This window comes from Pseudomonas sp. 1121_17 (genome assembly GCF_052850745.1).
This window is the reverse complement of record NZ_VXCX01000011.1, coordinates 21,431-37,091: the sequence shown is the minus strand read 5'-3', so window position 1 is coordinate 37,091 and position 15,661 is coordinate 21,431. Positions and strand designations below refer to the sequence as shown.

Genomic DNA, 15,661 nt, shown 5'->3' with positions numbered 1-15,661 from the left:
GTGGGGCCGCCAGACGGCCCCACTGTCATCAACCGTGGTTCTTGCCGAGCAACGCGTGATACAGCTCGGTATCGCCAAGAATCCCGACTACCTTGTCGTTATCCTGCAACACCAGCTTGTTGCCGGTCTGATAGCGAATCTGCAGCGCTTCGCGCATGCCGATATCGGCGTGCACCACGGTCGGGCGGCGGTCGAGCAACGCCACATCCTGCCCCGGCGCCCAGTTCTGCATGTCCATGCCGTTCTGGCCCTGGCGTGCGCGGGTCAACGAGTTACCTTCGCCCAGGTCGAGCCAGGAATCGCCACTCGGGTCCAGACACACTGAGCCATTGACGCGCTTGCACTTGTCCAGGGTGCGCATCAGGCTGCGTCCGCACAGCACGTTGAGTGGGTTGGTGTGGGCAACGAAGGTGCGCACATATTCATCCGCTGGGTTCAGCACGATTTCTTCGGGCTTGCTGTACTGGATGATGCGGCCGTCTTTCATGATCGCGATGCGGCTGCCCAGCTTGAGCGCCTCGTCGAGGTCGTGGCTGACGAACACGATGGTCTTGTTCAGCTTGCTCTGCAGCGCCAGCAGCTCGTCCTGCAGGCCCTGGCGGATCAGCGGGTCGAGGGCCGAGAACGGTTCGTCCATCAGCAGAATGTCGGCATCCATGGCCAGGGCGCGGGCCAGGCCGACGCGCTGCTGCATGCCGCCAGAGAGCTCGTCAGGCTTTTTATTGCGCCATTGGGTCAGGCCGACCAGCTCAAGCTTCTCGTCCACCAGCTTGCGCCGGTCCTTCTCGGGGCGGCCTTGCATCTCCAGGCCAAAGCTGATGTTTTCCCGCACTGTCAGCCACGGCATCAGGGCGAACTTCTGGAACACCATGGCGATGCGCTTGGTGCGCATCATCTTCAGTTCGGCCGGTGTGCAGTGGGCGATGTCGATGTGCTTGCCTTCGTGCTCGACGAAAAGTTTGCCGCGGCTGACCGTGTTAAGGCCGTTGATGCAGCGCAGCAGGCTCGACTTGCCCGAACCGGACAAGCCCATCAGCACGCAGATTTCGCCTTTCTCGATATCCAGGTTGGCCTTTTCGACGCCAACCACCAGGCCGGTCTGCTTGAGGATCTGCTCGCGAGTCTGGCCCTGGTCGAGCAGCGACAGCGCCTCGCGCGGCTTGTTGGTGAAGATGACGTCGACGTCTTCGAATCGAATGATGCTCATGCCTCACTCCTTGCCGTAGCTTCAGGTTGCTTGCAGATACGGTCGAGCATGATTGCCAGCAGCACGATCGCCAGGCCTGCTTCGAAGCCCAGGGAGATATCAGCGGTGTTCAGTGCGTTGACCACAGGTTTGCCCAGGCCGTCAGCGCCGACCAGGGCGGCGATCACCACCATCGACAGCGACAGCATGATGCATTGGGTGACGCCAGCGGCAATGCTCGGCATTGCGTGCGGCAGTTCGATGCGCGTCAGCAGTTGCCGGCGCGAGCAGCCAAAGGCCTTGCCGGCATCGAGCAGCTCTTGCGGTACGTCACAGATGCCCAGGTAGGTCAGGCGAATCGGCGCGGCAATCGCAAACACCACGGTAGAGATCAGCCCCGGCACAACGCCGAGGCCGAACAGGGTCAAGGTTGGGATCAGGTAGACGAAGGTGGGTACCGTCTGCATCAGGTCGAGTACCGGGCGCAGGCCGGTGTAGAACATCGGTTTGTGCGCGGCAAGAATGCCCACCGGCACGCCGATGGCAACGCACACCACCGTGGCGAAGGTGACCTGGGCGAGGGTCTCCATGGTTTCCTGCCAGTAGCCCAGGTTGAGAATCAGCAGAAACGACAGTGCAACAAAGGCCGTCAGCGACCATTTGCGCTGGATCAAGTGCGCCAGCGCGGCGAACAGTGCGATCAGCACCAGTGGGTTGAACCAGGTCAGGGCGCTGGTCACCCCGTGAATCATGAACTCCAGGCCTTGAGCGATGGCATCGAAATAATCTGCGCCGTTCTGAGTCAGCCATTCGACGAACGACGCGATGTACTGCCCCAGAGGTATTTTCTGATCAATAAGCATGATAGCGAGCTTCCACCTGCATAGATTGGAATCAGTCCGGGGCAGGCACGGTCCTGCCCCGAGAGAGTGCCGGTTGTGTGTTGGTTATTGCGCCAACTTGGCCTTGGCTGCCTCCAGCCCTGGTTTGCCATCTACGGTGGTGACTCCGGCGAGCCAGGTATCGAGCACTTGTGGGTTGTTTTTCAGCCACGCCTTGGCCGCGGCATCAGGCTTCATCTTGTCGTCGAGAACATTGCCCATCAGCTCGCTTTCCATGTCGAGCGAGAACGACAGGTTCTTCAGCAACTGGCCAACGTTGCTGCACTCCTGGGTGTAACCCTTGCGGGTGTTGGTCAGCACGGTGGCCTTGCCAAAATCAGGGCCGAAGAAGTCGTCGCCACCGGTCAGGTACTGCATCTTGAAGCGCTTGTTCATCGGGTGTGGTTCCCAGCCGAGGAACACCACCGCTTCACCGCGCTTCTGCGAGCGATCGACCTGCGACAGCATGCCTGCTTCACTGGACTGGACGATCTTGAAGCCGGCCGTCTTGAGGCCGAAGGCGTCCTTGTCGATCATGCTCTGGATGGTGCGGTTGCCATCGTTGCCAGGCTCGATGCCGTAGATCTTGCCGCCCAGTTCGTCTTTGAATTTGGCGATGTCGGCGAAGTCTTTCAGGCCCTTGTCATACAGCGCCTGTGGCACTGCCAGGGTGTACTTGGCGTCTTCCAGGTTGGCGCGCACGGTCTCGACGGTACCGGCGTCGCGGTACTGTTTGATGTCGTTTTCCATGGTCGGCATCCAGTTGCCGAGGAATACATCCAGATCCTTGCCTGCGGCCAGCGACTTGTAGGTCACCGGGACCGAGATCATGGTGGTGTGGGTCTTGTAACCCAGCGCTTCGAGCACCGCACTGGTAACCGCAGTGGTTACCGTGATGTCGGTCCAGCCGACATCGGAAAAACGTACCGTCTGACACTGTTCCGGCTCTGCAGCCTGAGCCAGCAACGGTGCCGTGAGCATCGCAACCAGCAACAGCGAGGGTGAACCTTTCATAGGTGGACTCCTGTAGTTTTTTCTTCGGGTTCGCGTGGGTCGCCGGGGCTTCTCAGGGTCCGGTCGACCAGGCCTGCAGAGGGCAGGTTGCGGGGCCGTGCAATACGAGTCGCTTTCGATAATCCTCCAGCGCCGGGCAATCGCCTACTGCCTGAGTCGCATCCAGTACAGGATGGGTCGTATCCAGTACGGGCAATGTCGCATATGGATTTTTCCACCCGCTGCACCCCCTCTTTGCGGCATTTACCCAGCCGAAAACGGCTGGAACAGGGCCTAAGCTGCGCCAGCACATCGCGGCGCGGCCGGACAAAAGTACGTCGGTTGCAGACGGCGAGTGGCGGCGCAAAAGGCTGATGATGCAGGTAATAGCGGCAGCTCGCAGGTTCAGCCTAGCAGTTGCCAGACGCGCCACATGGCGCGGCCAGACAAGCCCAGCAAGAGGTGTTCCGACCATGGCCATCAGCGTGTTCGACCTGTTCAAGATTGGTGTAGGGCCTTCCAGCTCGCACACTGTCGGCCCAATGCGCGCCGCAGCGCTGTTCGTCGAGGGTTTGCGTGAGCGCGGCGAGCTTGAACAAGTGGCGCGTATCGAGGTGCGCCTGTATGGCTCGCTGTCGGCCACCGGCATCGGCCATGGCACCGATCACGCCACCATCATGGGCCTGATGGGCGAATGGCCAGACGCCATTGACCCAAGCCAGATCGTCCCGCGCATCGCCGATCTGCGCGAAACCAATACCCTATTGCTGGACAACCGCCTGCCGGTCGAATTTGTCTGGGCGCGCGACATGCTGCTGCTCGACGAGAACCTGCCGTACCACCCCAACGCCATGACCTTGAAGGCCGAGGGCGCGCACGGCGAGCTGCACCAGGACACTTATTACTCGGTTGGCGGCGGCTTTGTGGTCGACGCCAAGCAGGCTGCCAGCGGTGTGCTCGATGCTGATCAAACCGAGCTGCCGTACGATTTCAACAGCGCTGCCGAGTTGCTCCGGCTGTGCAAGCAAAACGACCTCAGCGTGTCGCAATTGATGCTGGCCAACGAGAAGGTCTGGCGCAGCGAGGCAGAAATTCGCGCCGGCCTGATCAAGCTCTGGAGCGCCATGCAGGACTGCGTCAACAACGGCTTGAAGCATGAAGGGATCCTGCCTGGCGGGCTCAATGTGCGTCGCCGGGCAGCCAAGCTGCACCGCAGCCTGCAAGAGCTGGGCAAGCCCAACGTGATCGGCTCGACCCTCAGTGCAATGGAGTGGGTCAACCTGTTCGCCCTGGCGGTCAACGAAGAAAACGCCGCCGGCGGGCGCATGGTCACCGCGCCTACCAATGGCGCTGCCGGGATCATCCCGGCGGTGCTGCATTACTTCATGCGCTTCTCCGACGTGGTCGATGAAAGCCACGTCGTTGATTTCCTGCTGGCTGCAGCTGCGGTAGGCATTCTGTGCAAGAAGAACGCCTCGATCTCGGGCGCCGAAGTGGGCTGCCAGGGTGAAGTCGGCTCCGCCTGCGCAATGGCCGCCGCCGGCCTGGCTCAAGTGCTTGGGGCAACTCCGGCGCAACTGGAAAACGCCGCCGAAATTGCTCTGGAGCATAACCTCGGCCTGACCTGCGACCCGGTCGGCGGGTTGGTTCAGGTGCCGTGCATCGAGCGCAATGCAATTGCCGCAGTGAAGGCAATCAACGCAGTGCAGATGGCCTTGCGCGGTGATGGCGAGCACTTCATCTCGCTCGATCAGGTAATCCGCACCATGCGCGATACCGGCGCCGACATGCACGACAAGTACAAGGAGACCTCCCGCGGAGGTCTTGCCGTCAGCGTCATCGAATGCTGATTCAGCGTTGATTCCCAAGGGCCGCATGCGGCCCTTTTTTGCAGCCGAATGCGCACCTCGCACAACTCGAAATTGCCACTAATGACCACTGCGCCTCTTTTTGGTGCGCCGGTCATCTGCATTTTCAAACAAATTGTTTAACAGGCTGATACTGGAGCGGTGACAAGGTTACATGTCGTTTAGAGACATGTTTCCCGGCACTGCTACTTAAATGCTCACTGGCGATAAGGAAAAGCCCTACGACGGGGCTTGCGGCTAGAACCATCGCTGTAGCAGAAGCCCATGGTCGCTGGTGCGCAAGGTCGTTTTTGGACTTTGTTGGCGGGCCATTCAATTTAGGCATGCCAATTGCGTTGTAATCGCTAGTGCTATCAACAGAGCCCCCGCATACGAACTGGGGCCATGACAAGAACCAGTGCCCGCCTGAGGCACCCCTGTATTTGAGTGAGGAGAAATCGCGATGACGTCGTACACTTCCGGGACCCAAACCCAGAACCGCAGCGCACCACAGTCCATCGGATTTCTTCTCCTGGACAACTTCACCCTGATATCACTGGCGTCGGCGGTAGAGCCGCTGCGCATGGCCAACCAACTGTCGGGTCGCGAGCTGTATCGCTGGCATACCCTGACTGTCGATGGCGGCCAGGTGTGGGCCAGCGATGGCTTGCAGATCACCCCGGATGCCTCCATGCACGCCGCGCCGCAGATCGATACGGTGATTGTCTGCGGCGGTGTCGGCATTCAGCGCACGGTTACCCGCGAGCACGTCACCTGGCTGCAGGCGCAAGCGCGTCAGTCGCGTCGCCTCGGTGCGGTGTGCACCGGCAGCTGGGCCCTGGCTTGTGCCGGCTTGCTCGACGGCTTTGATTGCAGCGTGCACTGGGAGTGCCTGGCGTCGATGCAGGAGGCGTTCCCGCGGGCCAACATGAGCACCCGTCTGTTCACCCTCGACCGCAACCGCTTCACCAGCTCCGGTGGCACTGCGCCGCTGGACATGATGCTGCACCTGATCAGCCGTGATCACGGCCGTGAGCTGTCGGCAGCCATCTCCGAGATGTTTGTCTACGAGCGCATCCGCAACGAACAGGACCACCAGCGCGTGCCACTCAAGCACATGCTCGGCACCAACCAGCCGAAGCTGCAAGAGATCGTCGCGCTGATGGAAGCCAACCTTGAAGAGCCGATCGATCTCGACGAGCTGGCAGTCTATGTCGCCGTTTCGCGCCGTCAGCTCGAGCGCCTGTTCCAGAAGTACCTGCATTGCTCGCCGTCGCGTTATTACCTCAAGCTCCGCCTGATCCGCGCCCGCCAGTTGCTCAAACAGACGCCGATGTCGATCATCGAAGTGGCTTCGGTATGCGGTTTCGTTTCCACGCCGCACTTCTCCAAGTGCTACCGCGAGTACTTCGGCATTCCGCCGCGCGATGAGCGTGTCGGTTCCAACACCACCCAGCAGGTGGCAATGATGCCGATTCCGCAGGCCATGACCCTGTCGCCGCACAGTGGGCCGTTGGCTGCACTGAGCCAGGCGCGCAACGAGTCGACGTTTGCCAGCGTAAGGCTGTAATTCTCAGCAGGCCTTCGCGGCTTTCCGCGAAGGCGGGGGCAAGTAGCGTGAATCTGTTGATAATGATTCTCGACTACAGGTAACATCGCCGCCCCGAGCATTGCTGGCATACCACCCCGTGGCGGACGACAAACTGCAGCTGTACCTGAGCCACCGGGCGGCGTTGCTTGATTACGCCGCGCCGATCGTAGGTTGCCGCGCCCGCGCCGAGGATGTTGTGCAGGAGGCCTGGTTGCGTTTCAGCCGCCAGGACGACAGCGCCGACATCCGCCACCCAGCCAGCTACCTGTACCGCATCGTGCGCAACCTGGCGCTCGATCAAACCCGCCGCAATGCCACCGAAAAGGCCCAGCCCGGCGGCGATGAGCTGCTTGCCGATATACCCTCGAGCAGCGCCTCCCCGGAGCAATCCGTCAGCCAGCAGAATGAGCTGGCAGCCATCAGCCGCGCGCTGGAAGAGCTGCCCGAGCGCACGCGTCTGGCGTTTGAGATGCATCGTCTCGGCGGCTTCACCTTGCAGCAGGTGGCCAACCACCTGAATGTCTCGGTCAGCCTCGTCCATCAGCTGGTGCACGATGCCCTGCGCCATTGTCTGGAGCGGCTGGAGGGCGATCTTTGAAAGCATCTGTGAAAAAACCACGCGCTGCCGCGTCTTTTGCTCAACGGGCCGACTCTATGCGACCCTTCGCGCCCGCTAATCCACAGGAGACTGGCCGCACATGACGTCAGCAGACCCCGCTTCCAGCCGTCGTGATCAGGCGCTGTACTGGCTCCTGCGTGTGCAGCAGGCGCCCGACGACATTCAGCTGCGGGCTGAGCTTGCGCAGTGGTGCGCCAGCGATGTGGCCAATGCCGAGGCCTATGGCAAGGCCGAGCGGGTCTGGCGCCTGACCGCTCAACTGAGGCCGACTAGCGCCGCCCAGTGGCCGCTGCCGGTAACCAGCAATCCCGTTTCACTGCCGCCAGCGGCTCGGCCAACGCGGCGCCGGCGGCGCTGGCTCGGCGCGGCAGTAGCTGCCTGCTTGCTGGTGGCGCTGGCTCCTTCGCTCAGCTTGCGCATGCAGGCCGACTACCGCACCGGCCAGGGCGAAACCCGTGACGTCACCCTGGCCGATGGCAGTGTGGTGCAGATGGACAGCGACAGCGCCATCGCCGTCCAGTACGCCGGCACTCAACGCGATGTGCGTCTGCTCGCCGGGCAGGCCTTCTTCAAAGTCACCCCGGACGCTACCAGGCCGTTTCATGTCCGCGCCGACGCTGTGCAGGTGACGGTTACCGGCACTGCCTTCAATGTTGAGCTGCGCCCGCAGCAGGTGGACGTCGAGGTCGAGCACGGTTCGGTGCGCGTCGCTGATGCCAGCCAGGCGCGGGTGTTGTCCAGCGCGCTGACGGCAGGGGAGCGCCTGCGCTATATCGACGGGTTGGTCCAGGTCCGCACTTTCCAGCCGTCGCAGGCGGCCGCCTGGCGCAAGGGCCAGTTGATTGCCGATGACGTCTCGATAGCCGAGCTGATCGGTGAGCTTGAGCGTTACCTGCCAGGCAAGGTGCTGTTACGCGACCAGAGCTTGGGCAGCAAACGCGTGACCGGCGTGTATGACCTGCGCAAACCCCAGGCGGCGCTCAATGCCGTGTTGCGGCCACATGGTGGCAAGGTCGAAAATTTTGGTCCCTGGTTGCTTGTCGTCAGCCGCCCTTGAGGCCTGTTCGGGGCTGAGCGACAGCCCTGAAGCCGCTCCCAGAAAAAATATTTCAAAATTTTCTGAAAAATCCGCGAACCACCTCGTCTTCTACCCCGCGCGCAATAACTGAGATCGATTCGTATTCTATTTGCTACCCGGACTGTGTTCGGGGCGGGGACGTGGGATGACTGTAGTAGCAAGCCGTAGGTCGCGCCCAGCGCGGGGTTGGTCGTTGCGCCTGAAGAACGCCGCAGGTAGCGGCATGCTTGGGTTGTGCTGCTTGTTTGGCGCGCTGCCAGCGTATGCTGAAGAGGCCGCCGAGCGCACGCTGTTGAGCCAGGTGCACATGTTCGACATCCCCGCGCAGAACCTCGCTATCGCGCTGATCAACTTCGGCCAGCAGAGCAACCTGCAGGTGACGGTCGACCCAGACCTGCTCGACGGCCTGCAATCGAGTGCCATCAGCGGCCAGTTCAGCAGCGAAATCGCCCTGTCGCGCTTGCTCCAGGGCAGCGGCCTGGCCTGGGACTACGAGTACGGCGCGCTGGTCTTTCGTCGCCTGCAAAGCGCCGCCGACGGCGCGCTGGAGCTGCATAACACGGTAGTTCTCGGCGATACCGAAGAAAACAGCTACATGGGCGCCACGGTCATCGACCGCAAGGCGATCAAAGCCTTCCCCGGCGCTAACGGCGACATCACCACGCTGCTGCAGATGCACCCCAACGTGCAGTTCAGCACCGACCAGAAAAGCTCGAACACGCCCGGCGAAATCGACCCGGCCGACATCAGCATCAACGGCGCCAGGTTCTATCAGAACAACTTCATGATCGATGGCATCTCGATCAACAATGACCTCGACCCCGGCGCCCACGGTTACAACGAAACCCGCCAGTTCGACTCGGCGCCAAGCCGCTCCCACGGCATCGCGCTGGACGCCGACCTGCTTGAAGAAGTGAAGGTCTACGACAGCAACGTGCCGGTCGAGTTTGGCGGCTTCAATGGCGGTGTGGTCGATGCCATCACCCGCCGCCCAAGCCAGGATCTGCACGGCAAGATTTCCTACGCCATGACCCGTTCGGAGTGGACCAGCTACCACATCACCCGGGAAAACAAAGAGAACTTCGAGACCTCGTCAAACGAGAAAAACCAGCCGGAGTTCACCAAGACGACATTGCGCGGCACCCTCGAGGGCCACCTCACCGACAACTTCGGCGCGTTGCTGAACTTCTCGCAGAAGCGCTCGTACCTGCCCCTGCGCGGCTACGCCAATGGCTACAGCAGCCCCACCAGCGACAACGACCAGGAGCAGACCCGCCAGCTCGACAACTTCCTGCTCAAGACCTACTGGACGGTCAACGACCGCCTGACCCTGGACACCTCGATCGTCTACGCCCCGCAGGAAAACACCTACTACCGGGAAGACTACCGGGACTCCGGCTACACCAATATCAATGGCGGCTGGCAGGGCTCGTTCAAGGCCATCTATGAGGGCGACAACGCGCGCTGGACTCAGCAACTGGCTATGAGCGATCTGTATGCGTCGCGCGAGTCTGATCGCGATCAGGAGATCAAGTGGTACTGGTCCGATAGCAAGGACTGGGGCAACCCGGGCCTGAACAATGCGCGCAGCTCGGAGGGTGGTTTTGGTGATATCTACCAGACCCAGCGCAGCCTCGACTACAAGCTCAAGGCCGACTGGCAGACCTTCAACCTGGGCAGCAGTACCCACAGCCTGACCACAGGCCTTGAACTTGGCTACCAGCAAGCCACTTGGGAGCGGGAAGACTCGGCGTTGTCGATCACCACCCTCAAACGCGACAACGGCGCCTGCGGCGGCAGCGACCCATGGTGCTCCAACGGGTTGCTGCTTACTGGTCAGAATCGCCAATGGGGTTCGGCGATGATGAACTACGGTGCCGGCAAGATCGACATGACGCAGAAGAAGTACGCCTTGTTCATTCAGGATGAAATCGGCTACGGCAACCTCACCCTGCGCCCGGGTCTGCGCTATGAGGGTGACGACTACATGGAGAAGAAAAGCCTGGCGCCGCGCTTTGCCGGCGACTACGACTTCTTCGGTGATCGCAGCACCGTGCTGGTGTTCGGCGCCAACCGTTACTACGGTCGCAACCTGTTCAAGTACCGACTTGCCGATGGGCGCCAGGGTTTTACCAATCGTTATACCCGCACTGCCCAGGCTGACGACTGGACCCTGGCCAGCCGCAACCCGAACCTGAGCAAGTTCTCGACGATGGACATCCCCTACGACGATGAGTGGATGCTGGGTCTCAATCAACGCTGGTTCAACACCGAGTTCCAGCTCAAGTACGTCAACCGTACCGGCAAGGGGCAGATCTACCGGACTCGTCCGTATTACTACCTTGACGCCAAGGATATCCCCGAAGGCTACAGCAAGGATTACTACACCTATCTCAATGCGGGCACCAGCGAGAGTGAAAACCTCAGCCTGACGGTGACGCCGATGCAGCCGCTGCGTTTCCATGGCACCAGCACCAGCGTGCAATTGGCACTGGACTGGTCGCGTTCCAAAAATGCTTATGGTGCGACCTATGAAGCGGGCCTGGACGGCGACCAGCTGGACAACGAAGACGTGGTTCTCGACGGCAAGCGCATCGCCTATCACGAGTTGCCGGCCAGCGATTTCAACCGGCCGTGGACCGGGCGCCTGACCACCATCACCGACATCCCTCAGTGGAACCTGTCGGTAAGCAACTTCTTCCGCTACCGCGGCCCGTACGACCAGGTGGTCGGGGTCAGCCCGGATGCCGAGGTCGACGGTGAGGTGCTCAAGCGTTACGAAACCGTGGCCACCCCCGGCGCGCCAACCTGGGACATGCGTGTGGCCTGGGAGATCCCGACTGGCAAGGACCAGGCGATGTTCGTCAATGTCGACGTGACCAACGTCACTGACCGGGTCAACAAGATCGCCAGCCGCGAGTCGGTCAGCCTGGTCAGCTACGAAGTCGGCCGCCAGTACTGGCTGGAAGTCGGCTACCGCTTCTGATCCTCCTATAAAAAACCGTGGACACCCTGATGAAAAAGCTCATTGCCGGCCTGCTTGGCCCGCTGCTGCTCGGCGCCTGCGCAGCGCTGCCTGACGCCGATACACCGCTGCCGTGGGACACGGCAGTCAGCCAAGGCACCCTGGCCAACGGCCTGCAATACCGGCTGGTGCGCGAGACCAGCCAGCCTGGCCGGCTCGATTTGCGCCTGGCGGTCAACGCCGGCTCCATCGACGAAGCTGAAGACCAGGTTGGCGTCGCGCACATGGTCGAGCACTTGCTGTTCCACAGCCGCGCCGGGCAGAACAGCAACGTGCGCGAGCGCATGACCGAGCTGGGCTGGGTGCAGGGCAGGCACTTCAATGCCATGACCAACTATGAACGCACCCAGTACATGCTCAGCCCGCCGGCTGGCGTGAAGCAGACGCCGCAGGCCTTGCAGGTACTTGCAGACATGGTTTTTGCGGCTGACTACACGGCGGCGGACCTTGAGCGCGAGCGGCCGATTGTCATCGAGGAATGGCGCGGCGGCCTTGGCGTGGCCCAGCGCATGAACCAGCAACGCACGGCGTCGCAGCGGGTCGGCTCGCGCTACCCCGAACACCGCACCATCGGCAATGAAGCGGCGATCCGCAGTGCCAGCCTGGGCAGCCTGCAGGCGTACCAGGCGAAGTGGTACCAGCCTGGCAACATGGTCATCTCGGCGGTCGGTGACTTTGAACCGGCGGCGATGCTGGCGCAGATCGAGCAGACCTTCGGCAAGGCCGCTGGCACTGGCAGCCCGGCGCGGGCCTATCGCGACCTGCCGCTGGACAACAGCCTCAAGGTCTTCCACCTGCACGACCCGCAGTCGGGCAGCAATCAAGTCTCGCTGCTGCTGCGCCTGCATGAGCCGGACAGCCGCGGCAGCAGCCGCAATGCCTTGCGTGAGCGGCTGATCGACCGCATGACCCTGGCCGTCCTGCTCGACAGCCTGCGCCGCCAACCGCTGCAACCGGGCGTGCGTAGCCTGATTGCGCAGAAGACCCTGATTGGCAGTCAGTCGACCGTGCTGGGTATCGCCGCCGGTGTCGAGGGCCAGGCCCACGATCAGGCGCTACGCCAGTTGCTCAGCGAGATCGAGCGGCTGCGCCAGCATGGGTTCAGCGAGGCCGATTTCCAACGTGAGCAGGCGCATATTCGCGGCCTCGGTAAGAAGACGGTGGCCAATACCAAAGCGCGCAGCTTCGAACAGTGGGTCGAGCAACTGAGCAACGCTACTGCCCCTGAAGGGCGGGTGACTGATCGTCAGGCCACCGCCGGGCGTTATCTTGAAGTGCTTGAGCAGATCGATCGCAGCGACCTTGAGCAGCGCCTGCAGCGCTGGCTCGCCAGCCGTGACCGGGTGCTGCAGATCAGCGCGCCAGAGGCCAGCCTGGTGCGCCTGCCGACGGTCGCGCAAGTCGAAGCGCTGCAGGCAAGCATTGCCCAGACACGCCTGTCGGCACCCGTCAGCGAAGCGCCCAAGGTCGCTGCAACGCCTCGCTTCGAGCTGCCTGCACCCGGCCCGGCCGGCACCATCGTTGCGCGCAAGGCTTTTGCTCAAGAGCAGGTCGAGCACTGGCAGTTGAGCAACGGTGATCGGCTGGTCTGGCTGCGCCGCAACGGCCCGGACGGCAAGTGGTTGCTGCAAGCGGAATCATCGGCGGGCTATAACATCGGCGGTGCGCCGGCTTGGCGCTTGCAGATGGCGGCGCAACTGGCGCTGGCCAGCGCCCCGCAGGCAGGCGCAAGCCAGGCGTTGGCCGAGTGGCGCAGACAGCAGCGCGCCACCATCAGCCTGGAGCACTCACCGCAGCGCCTGCAGATGAACCTCAGCGCAGCGCCCGAGCAGCTGCCAAGCCTGTTTCAGAGCTATCGCCTGAACCAGCAGGCGAACATCGACCCGGCGCTGTTCAGCGAGGCACGCGCTGACCTGCTGGCACGCAGCAACAGCCGCCCTGATGATGTGCGCAGCCAGCAGGACAGCCAGCAGCGCCGGCTCAAGTTCGGCGCCGATGCCTGGCAGTCGCCAACGCCTGCCACGCTGCAAGCGTTGACCAGCGAGCAACTGCGTGCTGATTGGCAGCGCTTGGCAGGTGCGCCAGTAACCTATTACCTGATGGCCGACATTGACCCTGCCCAACTGGAGCCGCTGGTGCGTGAGCAGCTCGCCAGCGTGCCGCGCACGTCCGCCTTGCCGAGCAAGCCGGTTATGCAGCAACCCGGCCAGCGTCGGCATGACCTGGCCATCGCGCTGGAGCCCAGGGCGGTGCTCGAGGCCAGCAGTTATCAGCCGCAGGCCTGGAGCCCTGAAGCGGCCATGCGCGTGGCCACCCTGCGTGATCTGGCCAACCAGCGCCTCAAGCAGCGCCTGCGCGGGGAAGCCTCGGGGATCTACCGCTTGCAGTTCGACAGCGAACTCAACCCACAGACCCAGCGCATCGAGAGCCGCTTGAACTTCACCTGCGACCCGGCCCGGGTCGATGAGCTGTGGGCGCTGGCGCAGCAGACCCTGGCCGAGCTGGACGTCGACGGGCAATGGGTTGCTGCGCAGCGGCGAGAGCTGTCCCGCCAGGAAGCCAAGCGCCGTGACGACCCGCAAACCCAGTTCAAGCGCTTGATCCTCAGCGAGCGTCACTGGCAAGACCCACGCTACCTGCGTACCCAGGCACAATTACCGGCAGCGCTAAGCTTGCCGGCCCTGCAGCAGCAGGCGCGGCAGTTGTTCCCTCAGGCCAATCAGGTGCAGTTGCGCTTGCTGCCGTCGGTGACTGCGCTGGAGCAGGCGCTGTGAATACGCTGCGCAGATTCGTCCGTCTGAGCCGCCCTTTTTGGCATGATCGCGGCCAGTGGCAGGGCTGGTTGATGCTGGCGGCAGTGATCGGCCTGGGCTTGCTGGTGGTGCAGATCAACGTGCTGATCAACAGCTGGAGCAAGGCTTTCTACGACACCCTGGCGGCGTTCGATACCGCTGCCTTGTATGGGCTGGTGGGCCAGTACGCGCTGTACCTGGGCGCCTACGTGCTGATCATCGTCGGCCTCGATTACATCCGCAAACGTCTAGAACTGCGCTGGCGCCAGGCGATGACCGCACGCCTGACCGATGCCTGGCTGGCCGATCACGCCTTCTATCGGCTGGGCCTGAGCGGCGAGCCGGACAACCCTGACCAGCGTATCGCTCAGGACGTCGACCTGATGGTGGGGCTGAGCATCGAGCTGGTGGCGTCACTGGTGATCAACCTGGCCCAGGTCGGTGCCTTTGCGCTGATCCTGTGGAACCTGTCCGGGGTGCAGACCTTCAGCCTGTTCGGCGAGACCTTCACCGTACACGGCTATTTACTGTGGATCGTGGTCATCTACACCCTGACCGGTAGTGTCCTCACGCACCTGATCGGCAAGCCGCTGCACGCTCTGAACTATGAACGCGAGCATCGTGAAGCGGACTTTCGCGCGAGCTTGCTGCGCAAGCGCGACCATGCCGAGCAGATCGCCCTGTACCGCGGCGAAGGGGTTGAGCGCGAGCAACTGGCCCGGCGTTTTCAGGCGATTGCGAGCAACTGGCGGCAGTTGATTGGCCGTGAGCGCGACCTGAGCTTGTTTACCGTCGCCTATCAGCGCTTGAGCCTGATCATTCCGGTGTTCGCGGCCATGCCGGCGTTCATGAGCAAAGCCATCACCCTGGGTGGCTTGATGCAGATCCGCAGCGCCTTCAGCGCTGTGCACGATTCGTTGAGCTGGTTCATCAAGCTGTACAACAAGCTGGTGCGCTGGAGCGCGGCAATGGAGCGGCTGGATCAGTTCGAGCGGGCCATCGAAGCCAGCCGGCAGCAGGTAGTCAGTGCGCCGCAGGGTAGTTGCCTGTGCGCGCAAGGGCTGACCCTGTGCCGGCCAGATGGCAGCGCGCTGCTGAGCAATCTCGATCTGCGGGTGGGCCAGGGCCAGTGGCTGCGCCTGGCCGGCCGCAGCGGATTGGGCAAGTCGACCCTGCTGCGCACCCTGCAAGGCTTGTGGCCGTACTGCCGGGGTAATTGGCAGTTGCCGCCCGGGCGCAGCCTGCTGCTGCCGCAAAAGCCGTATCTGCCGCAGATGCGCCTGCATGAACTGCTGGCGTATCCGCAGTTGCAGCGCTTCGACGATGTGCTGTTGATCGACGTACTGGTCAAGGTCGGTTTGAGCGAACTGGTCAGCCGCCTGGGTGACGAAGCAGAGTGGGAGCGGGTGCTCAGTGGCGGTGAACAACAGCGCCTGAGCCTGGCGCGGGCGTTGCTGTACCAACCCGACACGCTGTACCTGGACGAAGCCACCAGCCAGCTCGACTTCAACGCCGCCTATGGCCTGTTGCGCATGCTCCGTCGCGAGTTGCCGCAGTGTACCGTGGTAGGGGTGACCCACCAGGTCGGCCTCGGCGAATTGTTCGAGCGCACGCTGGAGCTGGAGCCCCAGCCCCAGCCCGCATGAGCC

The 15,661-nt window shown here is 62.6% G+C and carries 10 protein-coding genes; 7 read left to right on the top strand and 3 right to left on the bottom strand.

Annotated features, from left to right (window positions below; all coding sequences use genetic code 11):
* Window positions 1–28 precede the first annotated feature (28 nt).
* From choV to FW789_RS18775, 3 genes are all read right to left on the bottom strand, one after another.
* Entirely contained in the window at window positions 29–1,207 is a 1,179-nt protein-coding gene (gene choV, locus FW789_RS18785; RefSeq protein WP_103435281.1) for a choline ABC transporter ATP-binding protein, read from the bottom strand.
* Window positions 1,204–2,052 (bottom strand): choline ABC transporter permease subunit, encoded by an 849-nt coding sequence (gene choW, locus FW789_RS18780; RefSeq protein WP_178080849.1) that lies wholly within the window; start codon window positions 2,050–2,052, stop codon window positions 1,204–1,206. Before choW ends, choV begins: the two co-directional genes overlap by 4 nt.
* An 81-nt stretch (window positions 2,053–2,133) precedes the next feature.
* On the bottom strand, window positions 2,134–3,081 hold the full coding sequence (locus FW789_RS18775; protein WP_446431865.1) for a choline ABC transporter substrate-binding protein: 948 nt from the start codon (window positions 3,079–3,081) through the stop codon (window positions 2,134–2,136).
* 452 nt (window positions 3,082–3,533) lie between these two features.
* Between FW789_RS18775 and FW789_RS18770 the strand changes: the two genes are divergently transcribed.
* The 7 genes from FW789_RS18770 to FW789_RS18740 all read left to right on the top strand — a co-directional run bounded on the left by FW789_RS18770 (window position 3,534) and on the right by FW789_RS18740 (window position 15,658).
* Complete coding sequence (locus FW789_RS18770; RefSeq protein WP_207072336.1) at window positions 3,534–4,910, top strand: L-serine ammonia-lyase; 1,377 nt, start codon at window positions 3,534–3,536, stop codon at window positions 4,908–4,910.
* A gap of 460 nt (window positions 4,911–5,370) precedes the next feature.
* Entirely contained in the window at window positions 5,371–6,477 is a 1,107-nt protein-coding gene (gene gbdR / locus FW789_RS18765; RefSeq protein ID WP_101322493.1) for a choline metabolism transcriptional regulator GbdR, read from the top strand.
* Between the two features lie 118 nt (window positions 6,478–6,595).
* Window positions 6,596–7,096: a sigma-70 family RNA polymerase sigma factor gene (locus FW789_RS18760; protein ID WP_181089912.1), complete on the top strand. Its 501-nt coding sequence runs from the start codon at window positions 6,596–6,598 to the stop codon at window positions 7,094–7,096.
* 100 nt (window positions 7,097–7,196) lie between these two features.
* Window positions 7,197–8,174, top strand: coding sequence for a FecR family protein (locus tag FW789_RS18755; protein WP_446431864.1), 978 nt, complete (start codon window positions 7,197–7,199; stop codon window positions 8,172–8,174).
* 166 nt (window positions 8,175–8,340) lie between these two features.
* Window positions 8,341–11,181, top strand: a complete 2,841-nt coding sequence (locus FW789_RS18750) for a TonB-dependent receptor plug domain-containing protein (RefSeq protein WP_411562461.1) — start codon at window positions 8,341–8,343, stop codon at window positions 11,179–11,181.
* A 29-nt stretch (window positions 11,182–11,210) separates the two neighbouring features.
* A complete protein-coding gene (locus tag FW789_RS18745; RefSeq protein ID WP_446431863.1) occupies window positions 11,211–13,994 on the top strand; it encodes an insulinase family protein in 2,784 nt (927 codons plus the stop codon).
* Complete coding sequence (locus FW789_RS18740; RefSeq protein WP_446431862.1) at window positions 13,991–15,658, top strand: ABC transporter ATP-binding protein/permease; 1,668 nt, start codon at window positions 13,991–13,993, stop codon at window positions 15,656–15,658. The genes FW789_RS18745 and FW789_RS18740 overlap by 4 nt, the downstream gene beginning before the upstream one ends.
* Window positions 15,659–15,661 lie beyond the last annotated feature (3 nt).